Source organism: Pseudogemmobacter hezensis (assembly GCF_013155295.1).
Classification (GTDB): domain Bacteria; phylum Pseudomonadota; class Alphaproteobacteria; order Rhodobacterales; family Rhodobacteraceae; genus Pseudogemmobacter; species Pseudogemmobacter hezensis.
Map to the genome: position 1 here is coordinate 205,624 of NZ_JABJXT010000004.1, position 17,331 is coordinate 222,954.

The 17,331-nt window shown below is 64.1% G+C and carries 16 protein-coding genes; 2 read left to right on the plus strand and 14 right to left on the minus strand.

The window, feature by feature from the left end; all coding sequences use genetic code 11:
* Positions 1-3: 3 nt before the first annotated feature.
* From HOY34_RS06565 to HOY34_RS06605, 9 genes are all read right to left on the minus strand, one after another.
* Positions 4-906, minus strand: coding sequence for an ABC transporter permease (locus HOY34_RS06565; protein WP_216654666.1), 903 nt, complete (start codon positions 904-906; stop codon positions 4-6).
* Positions 899-2,542 carry a dipeptide ABC transporter ATP-binding protein gene (locus tag HOY34_RS06570; protein WP_172361058.1) on the minus strand — a complete coding sequence of 548 codons (1,644 nt, stop codon included), beginning with the start codon at positions 2,540-2,542 and terminating at the stop codon, positions 899-901. The genes HOY34_RS06565 and HOY34_RS06570 overlap by 8 nt, the downstream gene beginning before the upstream one ends.
* A 6-nt stretch (positions 2,543-2,548) precedes the next feature.
* On the minus strand, positions 2,549-4,297 hold the full coding sequence (locus HOY34_RS06575) for an ABC transporter substrate-binding protein (protein WP_172361060.1): 1,749 nt from the start codon (positions 4,295-4,297) through the stop codon (positions 2,549-2,551).
* Positions 4,298-4,421: 124 nt separating this feature from the next.
* The gene (locus tag HOY34_RS06580; protein WP_172361062.1) at positions 4,422-5,642 is read right to left on the minus strand and encodes a GNAT family N-acetyltransferase; all 1,221 of its coding nucleotides are present in this window, start codon (positions 5,640-5,642) and stop codon (positions 4,422-4,424) included.
* Positions 5,632-6,789 carry an LLM class flavin-dependent oxidoreductase gene (locus HOY34_RS06585; protein WP_172361064.1) on the minus strand — a complete coding sequence of 386 codons (1,158 nt, stop codon included), beginning with the start codon at positions 6,787-6,789 and terminating at the stop codon, positions 5,632-5,634. The genes HOY34_RS06580 and HOY34_RS06585 overlap by 11 nt, the downstream gene beginning before the upstream one ends.
* Positions 6,786-8,213 carry an LLM class flavin-dependent oxidoreductase gene (locus HOY34_RS06590; RefSeq protein ID WP_172361066.1) on the minus strand — a complete coding sequence of 476 codons (1,428 nt, stop codon included), beginning with the start codon at positions 8,211-8,213 and terminating at the stop codon, positions 6,786-6,788. The genes HOY34_RS06585 and HOY34_RS06590 overlap by 4 nt, the downstream gene beginning before the upstream one ends.
* Before the next feature lie 8 nt (positions 8,214-8,221).
* Positions 8,222-9,229 (minus strand): acyl-CoA dehydrogenase family protein, encoded by a 1,008-nt coding sequence (locus HOY34_RS06595; protein WP_172361068.1) that lies wholly within the window; start codon positions 9,227-9,229, stop codon positions 8,222-8,224.
* Complete coding sequence (locus tag HOY34_RS06600) at positions 9,226-9,450, minus strand: hypothetical protein (RefSeq protein WP_172361070.1); 225 nt, start codon at positions 9,448-9,450, stop codon at positions 9,226-9,228. Before HOY34_RS06600 ends, HOY34_RS06595 begins: the two co-directional genes overlap by 4 nt.
* Positions 9,447-10,883 (minus strand): NtaA/DmoA family FMN-dependent monooxygenase, encoded by a 1,437-nt coding sequence (locus HOY34_RS06605; RefSeq protein ID WP_172361072.1) that lies wholly within the window; start codon positions 10,881-10,883, stop codon positions 9,447-9,449. Before HOY34_RS06605 ends, HOY34_RS06600 begins: the two co-directional genes overlap by 4 nt.
* Before the next feature lie 281 nt (positions 10,884-11,164).
* On the opposite strand from HOY34_RS06605, the gene HOY34_RS06610 reads away from it, so the two are divergent.
* Positions 11,165-11,431 carry a MetQ/NlpA family ABC transporter substrate-binding protein gene (locus HOY34_RS06610; RefSeq protein WP_172361074.1) on the plus strand — a complete coding sequence of 89 codons (267 nt, stop codon included), beginning with the start codon at positions 11,165-11,167 and terminating at the stop codon, positions 11,429-11,431.
* The gene (locus HOY34_RS06615) at positions 11,419-11,766 is read left to right on the plus strand and encodes a MetQ/NlpA family ABC transporter substrate-binding protein (protein WP_172361076.1); all 348 of its coding nucleotides are present in this window, start codon (positions 11,419-11,421) and stop codon (positions 11,764-11,766) included. Before HOY34_RS06610 ends, HOY34_RS06615 begins: the two co-directional genes overlap by 13 nt.
* A gap of 180 nt (positions 11,767-11,946) precedes the next feature.
* Here the strand turns inward: HOY34_RS06615 and HOY34_RS06620 are convergent, their stop codons facing one another.
* The 5 genes from HOY34_RS06620 to HOY34_RS06640 form a co-directional block, all read right to left on the minus strand.
* Positions 11,947-13,443 carry a UxaA family hydrolase gene (locus tag HOY34_RS06620; protein ID WP_172361078.1) on the minus strand — a complete coding sequence of 499 codons (1,497 nt, stop codon included), beginning with the start codon at positions 13,441-13,443 and terminating at the stop codon, positions 11,947-11,949.
* Positions 13,440-14,468: a zinc-binding alcohol dehydrogenase family protein gene (locus tag HOY34_RS06625; RefSeq protein ID WP_216654667.1), complete on the minus strand. Its 1,029-nt coding sequence runs from the start codon at positions 14,466-14,468 to the stop codon at positions 13,440-13,442. The genes HOY34_RS06620 and HOY34_RS06625 overlap by 4 nt, the downstream gene beginning before the upstream one ends.
* Positions 14,465-15,238, minus strand: coding sequence for an ATP-binding cassette domain-containing protein (locus tag HOY34_RS06630; RefSeq protein WP_172361080.1), 774 nt, complete (start codon positions 15,236-15,238; stop codon positions 14,465-14,467). Before HOY34_RS06630 ends, HOY34_RS06625 begins: the two co-directional genes overlap by 4 nt.
* A gap of 75 nt (positions 15,239-15,313) precedes the next feature.
* The gene (locus HOY34_RS06635; protein ID WP_172361082.1) at positions 15,314-16,252 is read right to left on the minus strand and encodes an ABC transporter substrate-binding protein; all 939 of its coding nucleotides are present in this window, start codon (positions 16,250-16,252) and stop codon (positions 15,314-15,316) included.
* Positions 16,253-16,294: 42 nt separating this feature from the next.
* Positions 16,295-17,317: an ABC transporter permease gene (locus HOY34_RS06640; RefSeq protein WP_172361084.1), complete on the minus strand. Its 1,023-nt coding sequence runs from the start codon at positions 17,315-17,317 to the stop codon at positions 16,295-16,297.
* Between the last annotated feature and the right edge of the window lie 14 nt (positions 17,318-17,331).

Consider the following 17,331-nt stretch of genomic DNA (forward strand, 5'->3'; position numbering starts at 1 on the left):
GGCTCAGACTCGCAATGCGCTGTGGGGATCAAGGCGGCTGCGCAGCCCGGCTGACAGGATATTGGCGCCCGCCACCGCCAGAAACAGCGCCAGCCCCGGCCCCAGCAAAAGCCAGGGCTGCACCTGGTAAAGCCCCGAGCGCTGCGCATCGGCGATCATATTGCCAAGGCTGGGGGTCGGCGGGTTGATCCCCACGCCCAGGAAAGACAGCGTCGCCTCGGCCACGATATTGGCGGGCAGCTGCACCGACCAGAAAACCGCGATCTTGGGCAGGATCACCGGCAGCACCTCACGCCACAGGATCTGCGGCACGCTGGCGCCTGAGACCCGCGCCGCATTGACCAGCGGGCCATCACGCAAAGACCGGGTGATGCCACGCACAAGGCGGGCGAAATAGATCCAGGAGAAGCCGGCGATCACCAGCACGACCAGCGCCTCTGGCGGGATCCTCGGCTGGCCATCGGCACCGCGGTTGATCGTTGCCAGCGAAAGCGCGGTCAGGATGAACGGGAAGGCGATCATCACATCCATGAAGCGGCCAAAGAGCTGATCGCCCCAGCCCCTCGACCAGCCAGCAACCAACCCGATCAGCGTGCCGACAAGCATCGCAAGCGTGGTGGCCGGCAACCCCACGATCAGCGAGATCCTTGTGCCATAAAGCACCCTGACCAGCACATCGCGGCCAAAGCCATCGCTGCCCAGCAGAAATTCCGCATTGGGGCGCATGGGCAGGCCCATCTGGTCAAGGCCGGTGGTGCGGAACTGATCGGTCGGCCCATGGCCGGTGACCCAGGCCACCAGCGGTGCGGCAAGTGCCGCCGCCACGACCAGGCCCGAGAGGATCAGGCCGAAGCTCAGCGCGTCAATACGAGCGCGGCGGCCTGGCAAGGAGAGAGTGTCAGACATGCTGATGCGGCCCCGTTTGCAGCGGATCGGAATGGTCATCCGGCGGATCGGCCCGCAGCTCGCGCAGCCTGCGGCCAGGAACTGCGGCCAGCAGGGCGCGGGTGTAATCATGGCGCGGCGCGGTGAAGACCGGGGCCACCGGGCCATGTTCGACCAGCACGCCACGTTGCAACACGCCCACCCGGTTGCAGTGACGCGCCACCACGCCCAGATCATGGGTGATCAGCAGGATCGACAGCCCGCGCTCATCACGCAGTCGCGCCAGCAGCTGCAGGATCTCGGCCTGGGTGGTGATATCCAGCGCCGAGACCGGCTCATCCGCGACGATCAGCTTCGGGCGCATCGCCAGCGCCCGCGCGATGGCCACCCGCTGGCGCTGCCCGCCGGAAAGCTGGCCCGGCAGGCGGCCCGCCAGGGCCGGATCCAGCCGCACCGAGCGCAGCAGATCAGCGACGCCGGAAATCGGATCGCCCTCGCCCGCCCGTACCAGGATCTCAGACAGGATCGCCCCGATACGGCGGTGCGGGTTCAGGCTGGCATAGGGGTCCTGGAAAACGACCTGCACCGCAAAGCGCTGCGCGCGGGTGAAGGGCTGCGACAGATCGGCGCCGTCCAGCCGCATCCGCCCGCGGTCCGGGCGGTCGAGCCCGGCGACGATCCGCCCGAGTGTCGTCTTGCCCGACCCGCTTTCCCCCACCAGACCATAGATTTCGGCGGGCGCAATATCGAGGCTGACCTCGCGCAGCACCTCATTGCGGCCAAAGCTGCGCGAGAGGCGGTCCAGCGACAGCAGCGGCGGCGCGTCGGGCGCAGGTGCATCGGCAGGCGTCGAATGGGTGCCATGCGCCAGCCCTGCCGCCGCCAGCAGACGACGCGCATAGGGGTGACGGGGGCGGCGCAGCACCTCGGGCGCGGGGCCTTCCTCGACCACCTCGCCCTGCTGCATGACAAGGATCCGGTCGGCGATATCAGAGACCACCGCAAGATCATGGCTGACAAAAATCACCGCAAGGCCGCGCCGCGCCTGTTGTTCCTTCAACAGCGCCAGGATCTGCGCCTGAACGGTGACATCCAGCGCCGTGGTCGGCTCATCGGCGATCAGCAAAGACGGCTCCAGCGCCAGGGCCATGGCGATCATCACCCGCTGGCGCATCCCGCCGGAAAACTGCCATGGCAGATCATCCAGCCGCGCCCCCGCATTGCGGATCCCGACCTCGGTCAAAAGCGCCGTCACCCGCGCCCTGAGCGCAGCCCGCGCGGGGCGCGGCCGGGGCGCATGGGCCAGGATCGCCTCGGCAATCTGGGTATAGACGGATTTATAGGGATGCAGATTGCTCTGCGGGTCCTGGAAAACATAGCCGATGCGGGCGCCGCGAAGCGCCCGCATCTGATGGGGGGGCAGACGGAGGAGGTCGCGCCCCCCGAAAAGCACCTCACCACCGATCTGCGCCGCGCCTGGCACAAGGCCGGTCGCCGCCAGCAACGAGACGCTTTTGCCCGAGCCGGATTCCCCCACCAGGGCCAGGGTCTCACCAGGCGATACGCGAAGCGAGATGCCTTTGACCGCAGCTTCCCCCTGGCCCGGAAAGCGGACCGAAAGATTGCGGATCTCGAAAAGAGGGGCTGGCCCGGTCATGGCGTGTCAGGGCTTCAGCGCGACATTGGTGATATCGGCCTGCACGCCCAGCGAAGACCAGGTCCAGTTGGTCACGCGATCAGATGACAGCACGATCTTGCGCTTCTCGATCAGCGGGATCCAGGCGAGATCGGTCGAGACCAGCTGATCGGCCTTCGTCCAGATCGGGCCGGGATCATCCGAGCCATAGGCCTCAGCGGCGAGCCTGTTCAGCTCCAGGTTCGAATAGCAGATCGCATGAACATTGCCGGTGCCGCAGGGCGCCGCATCGGAATTGAGCCAGCCGCCCAGCAGCATCCGCGTCGACGGCCCCTGCCAGTCGGGCGCAAACTGACTGCCAAGCGAGATGTCCCAGACGCTGCCGGGGTCCTGGATATAGGCATACCATTGCGTCGGTGGGATCGGGATCAGGTTGATGGTGATCCCGGCGCGGGCGGCATCTTCCTTAACGGTCAGCGCAATGGCCTCGAACTGGGCGGTGGTGCGGTAGGGGGCGTCCAGCGTGATCCCGTCCGGGTATCCGGCCTCGGCCAGCAGCGCCTTCGCCTTTTCCGGATCGCCCTGGTCGTCTGCGGTGGGATAGGGGTCGAAGGGCTCAAAGCCCAGAATGGTCGAGGTGATGATTTGCGTCAGCGGCACCGCCGCAATCGGCCCACCCTGGGTTTGCACGATATTGGCGCGGCTGATCGCATAGGTCAGCGCCTGGCGCACGCGGATATCGCGCAGCGCGGTCGCGCCGGGGGTGGTCGCCTCGGGCCGCGCGTTGAAGGTGATGAAATTCGCAGCCCCCGAGTTTGAGGCATGCAAATTCGGGCTGTTCTCGCCCAGATATTTCGCAATGGTCGCGCGTGGCGGCACCTCAAGATAAAGCGACAGATCGGCCTCGCCGGTCGCAATTTTCTGCACGATGGTTTCTTCGTTATTGGTGGTGAAATCGACGATGATTTCATCGGCATAGGCCGCCCGCACCGGATCCAGCGCCGCATCATAGCTGGCGGCGCGTTTCAGCACGAGTTGCTGACCCTGAGTGTAATTTTCGACATAATAAGGGCCGGAGGATGGGAAATTCTGCCGGAATTCAACCGAATCCGGGAAATATTGCGAGGCAATTTCTTCCGGCAGAGGTGTCACAAAATTCATCGACAGGATATTGAGGAAATCGTAATTTTTCGAATCCGATTTCAGGACCAGCGTATAATCATCCGGCGCAGAAACGCCGCTGATTTGATTGGCGTCGATGAAATCTTTTGCCGCCTTCAGATCACCCGGCGCGACCTTTGAAAAGGCATCGCAGAAATCTTTAAACCCCGAAAAAGCGAGATTGAAATAATTGATCGCGGCGACCTGTTTATTGGGGTCACAAAACCGCTTGATTCCATAAACGAAATCTGCCGCTTTTATTTCGCGGTCGGTCGACCCGGAATAATGAACGCCTTTGCGCAGATGGAAGGTGAATTCCTTGCCGTCTTCTGATATATCCCAGGACGTCGCCAGATCCGGCACCAGATCGGTATCGTCACGGATATCGGTCCCGGCCCCTTTATATGTCACCAGCTGCCGCGTCACCGCACGTAAAATGGCCCATGAATCAGTGCTGTAGCCGGTCAGAGGGTCAAAGGCATCCAGATCGGAATTCAGTGAGGCAATCCGCAGGGTGCCGCCCTTTTGCGGCGTATCGGCCAGCAGCGGCGCAGCTGTAAGGGTCAGGGCGGCAAAGGTTCCAATCAAAAGAGACCGGGTAGAAAGCATAGTCATCTGGAACTCCGAAGATCCGAAAGGTTGCAGATTTTATGGATTTTAATTTCCTTCGTCGCAATTAGAGCAGGATTTTTTGTTTCATGCCTGTTTTGGCAGCATCATTCTGCGCTGCCACCTGCAATCAGAAGGAAATGCCAGACCATGGCTTCTCTCCGCCAGGGTGCAGAGAATCGAGCGCGGCCACCGTATCCGCCGAAGCTGAAATACGGTCAGTGACCAAAAGAGCGGCCGCGCTGACCGCCCCGAAAATCCAGCTGGACAGATCTGCCACCGAAATTGAGATCCGGGCGAAGATGGCAGAATTACGGTCTCCGATCTGATAGACCCGGTTATTTTCGGCAATAACCGGATCTTTGACCTGCAATTCTATACGCAGGCCGGATTTTACCGGCAGGGCGGCCAGAACCGTTTCAGGATCAAGAATACGAATCCAGCTTTCATCTCTGCGCCCTGCAATCTGCAAGGCCCTCGGATTGTCGATCAGCAATGGCAGCGGATCATCCTCTGGCCGCGAGGGGAAAATAACCCGGTGCAGAATGTCACGCGAAAAGAGGTAATGGATCAGCGTGCGCCATGCCCCGGCATCATGCGCGACGAAATCGTCGATCACCGCGCGCCGCTCAGACGCGGTGAACCAGGCCCCTGCAGCGTCAGAGTGAAACCGCAGATAGCCGCTCTCGGCCCCGGGCGGGCCGACAACCACCGCGTGATGCACGCCCGGCGCATGGCGCAACCGGAAAGCCTGCATCTCCCACCAGGCATCCCACCGCGCCAGCCGCGCCGGGCGGGGGGCGGGCTCGGTCTCTGCGATGCGGCGCAAAAGCGGCAGATCACCCAGCGGATCGACCGCGCGCAGCGGCGTGGACGCGGCCTCAGGCAGCGGCCGCGTCCCGGTCAGATCAAGCTCATGGCTGACCGACCAGGAGCCGATGCCAAAGCCATAGCGCCCATAGATCCGCGCATCCGAGGCCCGCAGACCCGCCAGCGGCAGCCCGGCCGCGCGGGCACGCTGCAGTTGCGCCGCCAGCAGGCTGCGGGCAAAGCCGCGCCGTGTCGCGCCGATGCCGGTGCCGACATGGGTGACGGAAAGATGCGGCAGGCTTGCGCCACCCGGCAGGGTGATCTCGCTGGCATAGCCATTGGCAACCGCCCGCAGGCGGTCCGCCTCAAACGCGCCCAGAAAAGCACCGCTTTCCAGATACCGCGTCTCGGCCCCGGGGTCTGTCGCGCCGAGATCGGGCAGGCCCAGCATCGCAGTGCGGAACAGCGCGAAAGCCTCGCGCTTTTCATCAGGGCTGATCAGGTCGCGGATCACAACCGGCGGCGTTGCGTCATGCGCCATGGCCAGACCCCGCGCTATTGCCATCCAGCGGGGCCAGCACGCCACGCGCGCGCAGGATCGCGGCCGCGCCCTCGCCGAAATGCCAGGCCTCTTCGAGATGCGGCTGGCCCGAGAGGATGAAATGGTCAAAGCCGGTCCGGTGATAGGTCTCGATCAGATCAGCGACCTGAGCATGGCTGCCGACCAGAGCCGTCCCTGCACCGCCGCGCACCAGACCATAGCCGGACCAGAGGCCGGGCCAGATCTCAAGCTCGCGGGCATGGGTGGGCAGGCCCTCACGCCCGGCATGCAGCGCCGACATCATCGCCTGGGCGGTGGATTCCGACTTTGCCAGCAAGGCGCGCGCGCGGGTGACTGCCTCGGGGTCCAGCCAGGACAAAAGCTTGTCGGCCACCGCCCAGGCCTCGGCCTCGGTATCGCGTGAGATCACATGCAGGCGGATGCCGAACCTGAGATCGCGCCCCTTTTCCCGCGCGAGCGCCCGCAGCCGGGCAAGACGCGGGGCCTCGACCTCGGGGGGCTGGCCCCAGGTCAGCCAGACATCGGCCTGATCCACCGCCACCGCCTCGGCCGCCGGGCTGGAGCCGCCGAAGAAAATCGGCGCCAGCGGATAGGGGGCAGGGTCGATCTTTGCGTCACGGATGTCGTAATGCGCCCCGGCCTGGCTGAAAGCGGCGCCCTCAGTCGTCACGCCGCGCAGCACCTGCAGAAATTCGCGGGTGCGGGCATAGCGGGCATCATGATCCAGATGGTCGCCAAACCGCGCCTGTTCAAACCTGTCTCCGCCCGTCACCACATTAAGAAGAAGCCGCCCCCCGGTGATGCGCTGGAAGGTCGCCGCCTGATGCGCCACCAACGTGGGCGAGATCAGGCCGGGGCGAAAGGCCACCAGGAATTTCAGCCGCTCGACCTCGCGCGAAAGGGCAGCGGTGGTGATCCAGGCATCCTCGCACCAGGTGCCGGTTGGGGTGAGGACGGCGTGGAAATCCTGGGCCTGGGCGGCGCGGGCCACCTCGGCCAGGTAAGACAGCGAGGGCGCGCGAAAGCCGCCCGAATGGCCGATCGTCGCGCTGTCGCTGCCCGATCCGGTCAGGCCACGACTGTCGCCATTGGTCGGCAGATACCAGTGAAGGAAGATGCCGCTCATGCCGGCAGCCTTTCAGAGGCGGTGCGCCAGTCCTGGTCCAGCACCGATGGCCCTTGCAAAAGCGCCCGGAAGGCCGCGCCCGGGTGATGCGGGGCCAGATGGTCATGGCCCAAAAGCCGCCCGCGCAGGGTCTGACCCGTGCCTTCCGGCGTCAGGCGACCGCGCCGCCGCAGCTCTGGCGTGACATAGCGGATGAAATCCCCGAAAGACCCAGGGCTGACCGCATAGGCGATATTGAAGCCATCGACGCCCGCCTCATCCGCCAGATACTCCAGCTGATCGGCGATCTGCGCCCCGGTGCCGACGACCTTCGGATGAATGCCGCCGACCCCGATATATTCGGCGATATCGCGCACCGTCCAGCGCCGCTCGGCATCCTTTGCGGTCAGGCCCGCCAGCGCCGAGCGCCCGGCATTGGTCTCGATATATTCCAGCGGATGGTCGAGGTCATACTGCGCCCAGTCAACCCCGGTCCAGGCCGAGAACAGCGCCAGCGCCGCCTCGGTCGAGGTATGGTTCAGATAATCCTGATATTTCGCCTGGGCGGCGGCCTCTGTCTCATCGGCGATCACGGTGATGGCGGTGATGAATTTGATCCCGTCAGGGGCCCGGCCCGCCGCAACCGCCAGCTCGCGGATCGCATGGATGGCGTTTTTGATCTGGGTGGGGTTTGTGCCGCCCAGGAAAACAACCTCGGCATTCTTCGCCGCGAATTCGCGCCCGCGTGACGAGGTGCCGGCCTGGAAGATCAGCGGCGTGCGCTGCGGTGAGGGCGCCGTGATATGGGCATCGGGCACGGTAAACCACCGGCCCTGATGGTTGATCGGATGCACCTTTGCGGGATCGGTATAAAGCCCGGTCTCGCGGTTTTTAACCAGCGCGTCTTCTTCCCATGACCCTTCCCAAAGCTTGTAGCAGACCTCAAGGAATTCCTGTGCGCGGTCATAGCGGGTGTCGTGATCCATCTGGGCATCATGGCCCATATTCCGCGCCGCCGATTCCAGCACCGAGGTCACCACATTCCAGGCCACCCGCCCCTTTGTCAGGTGGTCGAGCGTCGAGAATTTCCGTGCCAGCGCATAGGGTTGCTCATAGGTGGCGGAAACCGTGACGCCAAAGCCCAGCCGCTTCGTCACCCCGGCCATGGCGGCGACCAGCACGGTCGGATCGTTCAGCGGCTGCTGCGCGGCGGTGCGCAGCGCCGCATCCGGCGTGCCTGCAAAGACATCCAGCGGCCCAAGCGCATCGGCCACGAACAGATTGTCAAAGCCGCCCCGCTCCAGCAGCTGCGCCAGATCCGTCCAATAGCCAGACGAGGTATATTCATGCGAGCGGTCCGAGGGGTGGCGCCAGACCCCGGCAGAGACATGCCCCGGCACCGTCATCGCAAAGCCATTGAGAATGATAGGTTTTTTCTGTGTCATGGCAGGCCTCAGCGATAATAGTCCGGCTCGGGGTAATGGCCGTTCAGCAGCCAGTCGCCCACTTCATGGGTTTTGTAGTGGATCGGATCATGCAGCGTATGGGTGCGGATATTGCGCCAGAAGCGGTCAAAGCCGTATTTGCGGGCCGCAGCCCTGGCGCCCATCAGCTCGAATATGCGCGAGGTGACCTCCAGCGCGGTTTCATGCGCGACGATCTTGGCCTGGGCCGCGATCACCGCCACCGCGCCGCGCCCCTCGGGGCCAAGGTCCGGGCCTGCGGCAATGGCGGCATCGGCACGCACACCTGCCGCATCGGCCAGCGCCTCGGCGGCGGCCAGCCGGGCGGAAAGCTGGCCCAGACGGTCAAGGATCAGCGGATCCTCGCCCGCATTCTGATAGGGCGTGGTCACCCAGGGGCGACCATGGTCGCGGATGTAATCGACCGCCGCCTGCAAGGCCCCCTTTGCGGTGCCGATATACAGCTCGGCAAAAGAGAGCTGGATCACCGGCACATGCACGGTGATATGCGGTGGATGCGCGGTGTCCTCGGGGTAATGCGCCACAAGGTCAGAGCGGGCGACCCGCACATCTTCCAGCGCTGCGCTGCCGGAAACCGTCAGCCGCTGGCCAATCGCGTCCCAGTCGCCGCCAAAGATCAGCCCGCGTGAGGGATTGGCCACAATGAACTGCCCGATATGGTCTGAGGCGTCCTGGCCATCCACGGTGGCCCCAGGCGCAAACCGCACCCAGACCTGCAGCGTATCTGCCACCGCCGCGCCCGAGGTGAAGGGTTTCGCGCCGTTCAGCACATAGCCCGCGCCGTCATTTCGCGCCTCGATCAGCGGCGGATAGGCGGCCTGGGCGATACCGGCATGGAACCAGCCCTCGTTCAGAAACCCTTCCAGCCGTTTCGCACGCAGGGCGGGGTCGGCATCCAGCCCGCTGCGCGAGCCGAAAAGGTGATAGGTCAGGATCTGCGCCACCGAGGTATCTGCAGCCGCGATGCGGCGGATCACCTGCAGGATTTCCGAGGCGCGGGCACCGCCCCCCCCACCGCAACCGGCAGGGCAATGGTCAAAAGCCCCGCCTCTCGCAGCCATGAGATTTCCTCGACCGGGTCCTGGCCTTCACGGTCACGCGCAACTGCCGTTGCCGCAAGCCGTGCCGCCACCTGATCTGCCCGCGACAGCCAAAGCGTCAGCCCGCCCTGCGGGTTTGTTTCGGGGATATCTTTCATGATGCGGCACTTTCCGAAGACGCCCGCGCCGGTATCAGGGCCAGGCGGTGAGAGGGGTGATCGGCGGGGGGCAGCGCGCTGTCCTGGCCAAAAAGGCGCGGACGCAGCGGGCCGGGCCGATCCTCGCGGATGCGGCCAAGGCGGCGCAGCTCTGGCACGACATGGGTGATGAAATCGGCCCAGCTGCCGGGGCTGACCACATGCTGGATATTGAAACCGTCCAGCCCGGTGGCGATGGCCCAGGCATCCAGCGCCTTCGCCACGCTCTCACCCGAGCCGACGAATAGTTTCGAGCGCCCGAAGCCATCCTTCGGGGCCAGCGCATCGCCCAGCGTCCATTCGCGCCCGCTTTCCTCTTTGGCGAACATGCCCAGCAGGCCCTGGCTTGAGCGGGTCTCCAGATAGCGGATCGGCGTCTCGGGGCTTTGGCCCGAGAAATCGACATTGGTCGAGGCCGAGTAATGCACCACCGCGCCATCGGCGTCGAAATAGCTCTGATAGTCGCGCAGCTTCGCCTCGGCTTCCGCATCCGTCGCGGCGGTGACAACGACAATCGAGGTGACAAAGCGCACCGCGTCAGGCCCGCGCCCCTCTCCGGCGGCAAGCAGTCTGATCTTTGCGATATTGCGCCGCAGGGCCGCATCATCGGCACCGACGACAAAGACCACCTCGGCATGGCGGGCAGCGAAAGCCTGACCCCGGGCCGAGCCCCCGGCCTGCATCAGAACCGGCACCCGCGCCGGGCTGGGCTCTGAGATGAACGGCCCGGGAGTGGTGAAATACCGGCCCCTGTGGTCGATCGGATGCACCTTTGACGGGTCGGTATAAAGCCCCTCGGGATGGGCGGCGCTGCCCTTGTCGCGCAAAACCGCGCCGTCCTCCCATGACGAAAGCCACAGCTTATAGGCAACCTCAAGGAACTCATCGGCGCGGTCATAGCGGCTGTCGTGATCGGCCTGGCTGTCCAGCCCCAGATTGCGCGCTGCCGATTCCAGCTGCGAGGTGACGATGTTCCAGCCGATCCGCCCGCCTGTGGCATGATCCAGCGTGGTAAATTTCCGCGCAAGCAACCAGGGGTGTTCGTAGCTGGTGGAAACCGTGACCGTTATGCCAAGCTGTTCCGTCACCGCCGCGATCCCCGAGGCCACCAGCAAAGGGTCGGTAATCGGCGTCTGCACGCCCTTCGCCAGCGCTGCCCCGGCATTGCCGCCATAGGTGTCGAGATGGCTTAACGCATCGGCGATAAACAGATTGTCAAAGCCCGAGCCGTCCAGCAGCCGCCCGATCTCTTGCCAGTATTCCAGCTCGGCGTGGCGGTGATGCTGATCCTCGGGGTGGCGCCAGAGGCCATAGGCGGTATGCGAGGCGGCGTTCATGGTGAAGGCATTCAGCAGAAAGGGTCTGCCTTCGCCGAGGGTATCATTTGGTGACATGTCTTTCCCGGGACAGGGGGGCGAAATCCTGCGTTCTGCGCATCGCCCTTGCCTGCGTCCCAGCTCCTTTTCCTGGTCAGATCTCTGCGGGCGCAGCAGCGCAGAACCGCAGGTTACAGGCGCACAACTTAGACCTGATCCAAAGAATTGGATTCCAAATCTGGCAGGCAGAGCAAACACTTAATACTGCAATACCCGACCACCGGCAGAATAAGACAACCCTTCACGAAAGATCACCGGCGGTGGGCCGACAGATGATTCACCCTGGGCCATGAGTTCATATGCAGAATTTGGCGGCCCTGCCCTCTGCCCCTATCCGCCCGCACAGGGCCTGGTCCCTGCCTGCGTCAGACAGGAAAGGCCAAAGCCCGCGATGCGATGACCCTGGCGGTGATGCGCAGCATGGCACCACATTGGTTGCAGCCTTCTACGCCTTCACCGATCCGGCGGGCCTGTTCCCGAAGAAGCACGCCTCCTTGCAGGATCTGCCCGACGGGGCCACCATCGCGGTCCATGTTGACCCCTCGAACCACTGGTGCCGTTCCTGATCTTGGTGGATGCCGGGCTGATCACGCTGAAAGAGGGGGGCGAGCCACTGACCGTGATCGGGCGCGACATTGCCGAAAACCCGCGCAACCTGACAGTCGTGGCGCTTGATGACGCGCGGCTGATCCCGGCCCTGGATGATGTGGATGCCTCGTTCCTTTATTCAAGCCAGGCAATCGAGGTCGGGCCGGGGGGCCGTCGCGACGCGCCTGTCCCTGAAAGCGAGACATTCCGGTCGCCCGACGTGGTCTGTGTCAAAGCCGGAACCGGGGCCTCGGTCAAAATTCCTGCGCTGAAAAAAGCCAATCAGAGTAAGGGTCCGGCAGGCGCTGCTTGACACCTGTGCGGACAAAGAAGTGCTGGTGCCCGCCTGGTAAAGGCCAGGCATCCCCCATTACATCCGCGATCCAAAGCCCCGGCAGCAAGACGCCGGGGGAAGGTTTCCGGGAACAGGTTCGGGAGGCAGGTTCGGTGGGAAAGCTCGGGATGCAGCTTCGGGGGCGGGCTTCCGGGGCCGCTACATCGTCGCGCCAATCTGCCAGGGCACGAACTCGACACGGCCAAAGCCCTGCGCCTCGCTTTTGGTGGGCTGGCCCGAGGCCACGTCCAGGATCATGCGGTAGATCTCGGCCCCTTTGCTGGCCAAAGGCACACCATCAATGATATCGCCGCAATTGATATCCATATCCTCTGACATTCGCGCCCAAAGGTCGTTGTTCGACGACAGCTTGATGCAGGGCACCGGGCGATAGCCGGAAACCGAGCCGCGGCCGGTGGTGAAAACGATCAGATTTGCGCCAGAGGCCACCTGCCCGGTGACCGAGCAGGGATCATAGCCGGGGCTGTCCATGAAAACGAAGCCGGATCTGCGGATCGGATCGGCATAGCGATAGACGGCGGCCAATGGGGCGCTGCCGCCCTTGGCAACGGCGCCCAGCGACTTTTCCAGGATTGTCGTCAGCCCGCCCTTCTTGTTGCCAGGGCTGGGATTGTTGTCCATGCTGCCACCAAAGCGGGCGGTGTAATCCTCCCACCAGCGGATGCGCTCCATCAGGGCGGTTGCCACATCGGGCGCGGCGCGGTTGGTCAGAAGATGCTCGGCCCCGTAGATTTCCGAGGTTTCCGACAATACCGTCGTGCCGCCCTGGGCCACCAGAAGATCAGAGGCGACGCCAAGCGCAGGATTGGCGGTGATCCCCGACAGGCCGTCCGACCCGCCGCATTGCAGACCGATCACCAGCTTTGCCGCCGGCACCGGAACGCGCTTTGCGCGGTTCGCCGTTTCGGCGAGTTCGCGCAGCACCGGCCGCGCGGCCTCGATCGTGGCGCGTGTGCCGCCCTGGTTCTGGATGCTGAGAAACCGGAAATGCGCCGGATCCTTTAACTGCGGGGCCGATTGCAGCACGGGCAGCTGCAGCACCTCGCAGCCCAGGCCCACCACCAGGATTGCCCCGAAATTCGGATGCTGCGCATAGCCCGCCAGGGTGCGCAGCAAGATGTCATAGCCCTCACCGCGATCGGCCATGCCGCAGCCGGTGCTATGGGCGATGGGCACGATGCCATCGACATTCGGCAGATCGGCCAGAAGCCCGCGCCGCTCGGCATCCTCGGCAATGAATTGCGCGACCGAGCCAGAGCAGTTCACCGTCGTCAGGATGCCGATAAAGTTGCGCGTCCCGGCCCGGCCATCGGCGCGGGGAAAACCCAGAAATGTATCTGGCGTGGTGGCGGGCGCGATCTCTGGCATGGGGCCATGCCCCGCATCGCCGCCGCGATCCTGCCCCATGCCGAGGTTCTGCACATGGACATGCGCGCCGGCTGGAATATCTGCGGTCGCCGTGCCGATGATCTGGCCGTATTTGCGCACGAACCCGCCCTGCCGCACCGGATGCAAAGCGAATTTATGGCCGCGCGGAATGGCCTCGGTCGTGCCGTCCTGACCGGGGGCAAGATCGGTCAGCGCGATCCCGACATCATCGTCGGGATGCAGCCGCAGGACACGTGCGCCGGTCATGGCCGGACAACCGCCTTGATCAGCCCATCCCGGTCAGCGGCCAGGGCTGCAAAGCGGGTGGAGAGATCGGCCAGCGTCAGCTCTGCGGACAGCAGGGCGCCAGTGTCGATCTGACCGCTGCGGATCGCCGCCATCACGCGCTCAAAATCGGCCTTCAATGCGTTGCGGCTGCCGATGATGCGGGTTTCGCGCTTGTGGAACTCGGCATCCTCGAACGTGATCTGATCCTTGACCACGCTGACCAGCACATAGCTTGAGCCATGCGCCAGCAGCGGAAAGCCCGCCTCGATGGCGGCCGCCGTGCCGGTGGCGTCGAAGATCAGGTCAAACCCGTCAGCCAGATCCCCGGCAGAGGCGGCAGCAACCGAATCGTGCAGATGGGCAAAGCCGAATTTCTGCCCGGCCATTTTCAGCCGCTGCGGGCTGAGATCCAGCAGATGCACCTCTGCCCCTTCAAGCCGGGCAAACAGCGCCGTGCCGATGCCGATCGGCCCCGCGCCGGTGACCAGAACCCGGTCACCGCTCTGGATGCCCGAGCGCGCGACCGCATGGGCCCCGATGGCCAGAAACTCGACCATCGCGGCCTCGGTCTCGGTCATATCCCCGGCCGGATAAAGATTGCCGACAGGCACCGCGATACGCCCGCAAAGGCCGCCGTCACGATGCACGCCCAGCACCTGGATGCTGGCGCAGCAATTGGGCTTGCCACGCCGGCAGGCCCGGCAGCTGCCGCAGGAGAGATAGGGGTTGATAACGACCAGCTCTCCGGCTGCCATCCCGCCCGCGGGCTCGGTCAGGCGGCCCGAAAGCTCGTGGCCGATGACGCGGGGGTATTGCAGATAGGGGTGCTTGCCCGCGAAAATATGGTAATCCGTGCCGCAAAGCCCGACCGCCGCAATATCGACCAGCGCCCAGCCTTCGTGCGCGGCCTGGGGCAGCGGCGCCTCACGCAGCTCGAACAGGCCGGGCTCGACACAGGTTCCGGTCAGCATAGCCGGGGCCTCAATCAATCCTGAAATGCTCATTGCAGTCGCTCCGTATTGCGCGGGGCCCAGTCGTCCGGCAGCGCCCCCTTGATGATCAGGCTAAGCACATCATCCTTGGTCACCTCGTCAATACGGTAAGAGCCGACATTATGGCCCCGGTTCATCACCACCACCCGATCACAAAGGTCAAACACATCATGCATGTCATGGCTGATCAGAAAGATACCAACGCCTTCCTGGCGCAGCTGTTTGATCAGCTGGCCGACCATCGCCGTTTCAGCCGGGCCTAGCGCCGCTGTCGGCTCGTCCATGATCAGGCATTTCACGTTGAAATAGATCGCCCGCGCAATGGCGATGACCTGACGCTGCCCACCCGACAGCCGCGACACCGGATCGCCCAGGTTGCGGAAATTCGGGTTCAGCCGGGCCAGCACCTTGCGCGCCTCGGCAAGCATCAGCTTATCGTCCAGGTTGCCCCAGCGGGTGCGCAGCTCGCGGCCCAGAAACAGGTTCGCGGCGGCATCCAGATGATCGGCAAGGGCAAGCGTCTGGTAAATCGTCTCGATCCCATGGCTGCGGGCATCCTGCGGCGAGCCAAGGCTGGCGCTTTTCCCACCGACGCGGATTTCCCCTGCCGATGGCGACATCGCGCCAGAGAGGATCCGCATCAGACAGGACTTCCCCGCGCCATTATGGCCCAATACGCCAACAACCTCGCCGGGATGCAGCGAAAGCGACACGCCATTCACCGCATGAATGCCGCCAAAATGCTTTTCGATCCCGATCATTTCCACGAGAGGGGGAGTCATCTCTATGCCCTTCATATTCCCGCAAACTGCCCCGGGCGGCAGGGTTATCTGCCGCCCGAAACCTGGTGATCCGCCTCAGTAGAGGACGTTTTTCGCCTCATCGGTGTCGATGTTTTCTTTGGTCACAAAGACAACGCCGGTGTCGATCTGCGCCTCGACAGACTTGCCGCCGATCAGGTCAGCCACGGCCTTCACGCCCAGATCGCCCATCTGGAACGACCCCTGCACCAGGGTGCCCAGCAGGGTGCCGTCTTTGACGAAGGCCTGCAGATCCTCGTTGCCGTCAAAGCCGATCGCCACAACCTGCCCTGCCTTGCCAGCCTGCTGGATGGCGCGGGCCATGCCGATGGCGGTCGGCTCATTGGCACCGAAAATGCCTTTCAGATCGGGATTGGCGGCCAGAACATCGGTGGTCTGGTTCAAAGCGGTCGCCATTTGCGATTGCGAGTAGAACGGCCCGACGATCTCGATCTTCGAGCTGGCTTTGACCTCTTCGACAAAGCAGCCGACGCGGCCAAGCTCGGAGCCGACGCCCGCGACATAGGACATGACGGCCACCTTGCCCTCACCGCCGACAGCCTCGATCATCTTGCCCGCCGCCAGCTTTCCGGCGGCGCAATTGTCGGTCGAAAGCAGGGTCTGATAGGTGCCCGCACCGCCCTCTCCAAGCGCCGAGTCGATAATGGCGACCGCAATGCCCGCCTCATTGGCGCGCCGGACGGCCGGGATCAGCGCCTCGGGATCAGAGGGGGCCAGAACAATGCCTTTGACGCCACGGTTGACGGCATTGTCCACCATGTTCACCTGGTCCGCGACTGCGGATTCCGAGGCCGGACCATCAAAGGTCATCGTCAGCCCCGAGCCCTCAACAGCGGCCAGGGCGCCCTTGTTGACGTTTTGCCAGAAGTTTGAGTTGGTGGTCTTGACGATGACGGCGATCTCATCTGCCATCGCCGATGCCGGAAATGCCAGGGCCACGCCAATGGCAAGGGCCGCTTTCAGGGTGATTTTCATTCTTCCTCTCCTCCGTTGAACTTTTTTATTGGCCTCTACCGATCATCGCCGGTTGCGCATCTGGTCAATAAAGACGGCCAGGATCACGACGACGCCGATAATGATCTGCTGGATGAAGGCCGAGACCCCGGCCATGTTCAGCCCGTTTCGCAGCACACCGATGATAAAGGCCCCGATCATCGTGCCAGCGATCCCGCCGACACCGCCATTCAGCGATGCCCCCCCGATGACCGCCGCCGCGATGGCGTCCAGCTCATACATCACGCCCTCATTGGGCTGGGCGGTGACAAGGCGCGACATCAGCACATTGCCCGCCAGACCCGCCAGGGCACCCGACATCACATAGGCGGCAATCTTGGTGCGCACGACATCCACACCCGAAAGGCGCGCAGCCTCTTCATTCGAGCCGACGGCGTAGATATGGCGACCAAGGCTGCGGCGGCGCAGCAGATATGCGGCGGCCAGCGCAGTCACGATCAAAAGGATCGCCGGATAGGGAATGCCGGGGAAAATTACCTTTGACAGGCCGTTCGGCTGCGTTTCGACCATGCGAAACAGCGCACCATTGCCCAGGCGGCCAAAGGCCTCGCCCAGTTGCGAGATCGGGGCCGCGCCGGTCAGCTGCAGCGCCAGGCCCCGCGCGATCAGCATCATGCCAAGCGTGGCGACAAAGGGCGTGATCCGCATCTTCGTGATGATCAGCCCGCTGGCCAGCCCGCAAAGCGCCCCGACCGCGACACCCGCCGTCATGCCGATGGGCACCGGCACCCCGGCCTTGACCAAAAGCCCCGTCACCGTGCCCGACAGCGCCAGTACGGACCCCACGCTCAGGTCGATGCCGCCGGTGATGATCACCATGGTCATGCCGATGCCCAGAAGGCCGATGACCGAGGTCTGCAGCAAAACCGTCAGCCCGTTGTTGATCGAAAAGAAGGCCGCATTGCCAAGGGCGAATACACCGACCAGCAGCGCAAGCGTGGCCAGCGCAGACAGTTTGTGGAATGTTTCGGCATTGAGGCCGGGCGGGGCTTTGGCTTTGCCTGCCCCGTTTGCAGCAACCGACATGACGCCTCCCCGCG

Bases quoted from the DNA above. Each gene is read 5' to 3' on its own strand.
- HOY34_RS06565 (WP_216654666.1), bottom strand. From the start codon at position 906: ATGTCTGACACTCTCTCCTTGCCAGGCCGCCGCGCTCGTATTGACGCG.
- HOY34_RS06570 (WP_172361058.1), bottom strand. From the start codon at position 2,542: ATGACCGGGCCAGCCCCTCTTTTCGAGATCCGCAATCTTTCGGTCCGC.
- HOY34_RS06575 (WP_172361060.1), bottom strand. From the start codon at position 4,297: ATGACTATGCTTTCTACCCGGTCTCTTTTGATTGGAACCTTTGCCGCC.
- HOY34_RS06580 (WP_172361062.1), bottom strand. From the start codon at position 5,642: ATGGCGCATGACGCAACGCCGCCGGTTGTGATCCGCGACCTGATCAGC.
- HOY34_RS06585 (WP_172361064.1), bottom strand. From the start codon at position 6,789: ATGAGCGGCATCTTCCTTCACTGGTATCTGCCGACCAATGGCGACAGT.
- HOY34_RS06590 (WP_172361066.1), bottom strand. From the start codon at position 8,213: ATGACACAGAAAAAACCTATCATTCTCAATGGCTTTGCGATGACGGTG.
- HOY34_RS06600 (WP_172361070.1), bottom strand. From the start codon at position 9,450: ATGAAAGATATCCCCGAAACAAACCCGCAGGGCGGGCTGACGCTTTGG.
- HOY34_RS06605 (WP_172361072.1), bottom strand. From the start codon at position 10,883: ATGTCACCAAATGATACCCTCGGCGAAGGCAGACCCTTTCTGCTGAAT.
- HOY34_RS06610 (WP_172361074.1), top strand. From the start codon at position 11,165: ATGCAGAATTTGGCGGCCCTGCCCTCTGCCCCTATCCGCCCGCACAGG.
- HOY34_RS06620 (WP_172361078.1), bottom strand. From the start codon at position 13,443: ATGACCGGCGCACGTGTCCTGCGGCTGCATCCCGACGATGATGTCGGG.
- HOY34_RS06625 (WP_216654667.1), bottom strand. From the start codon at position 14,468: ATGAGCATTTCAGGATTGATTGAGGCCCCGGCTATGCTGACCGGAACC.
- HOY34_RS06630 (WP_172361080.1), bottom strand. From the start codon at position 15,238: ATGACTCCCCCTCTCGTGGAAATGATCGGGATCGAAAAGCATTTTGGC.
- HOY34_RS06635 (WP_172361082.1), bottom strand. From the start codon at position 16,252: ATGAAAATCACCCTGAAAGCGGCCCTTGCCATTGGCGTGGCCCTGGCA.
- HOY34_RS06640 (WP_172361084.1), bottom strand. From the start codon at position 17,317: ATGTCGGTTGCTGCAAACGGGGCAGGCAAAGCCAAAGCCCCGCCCGGC.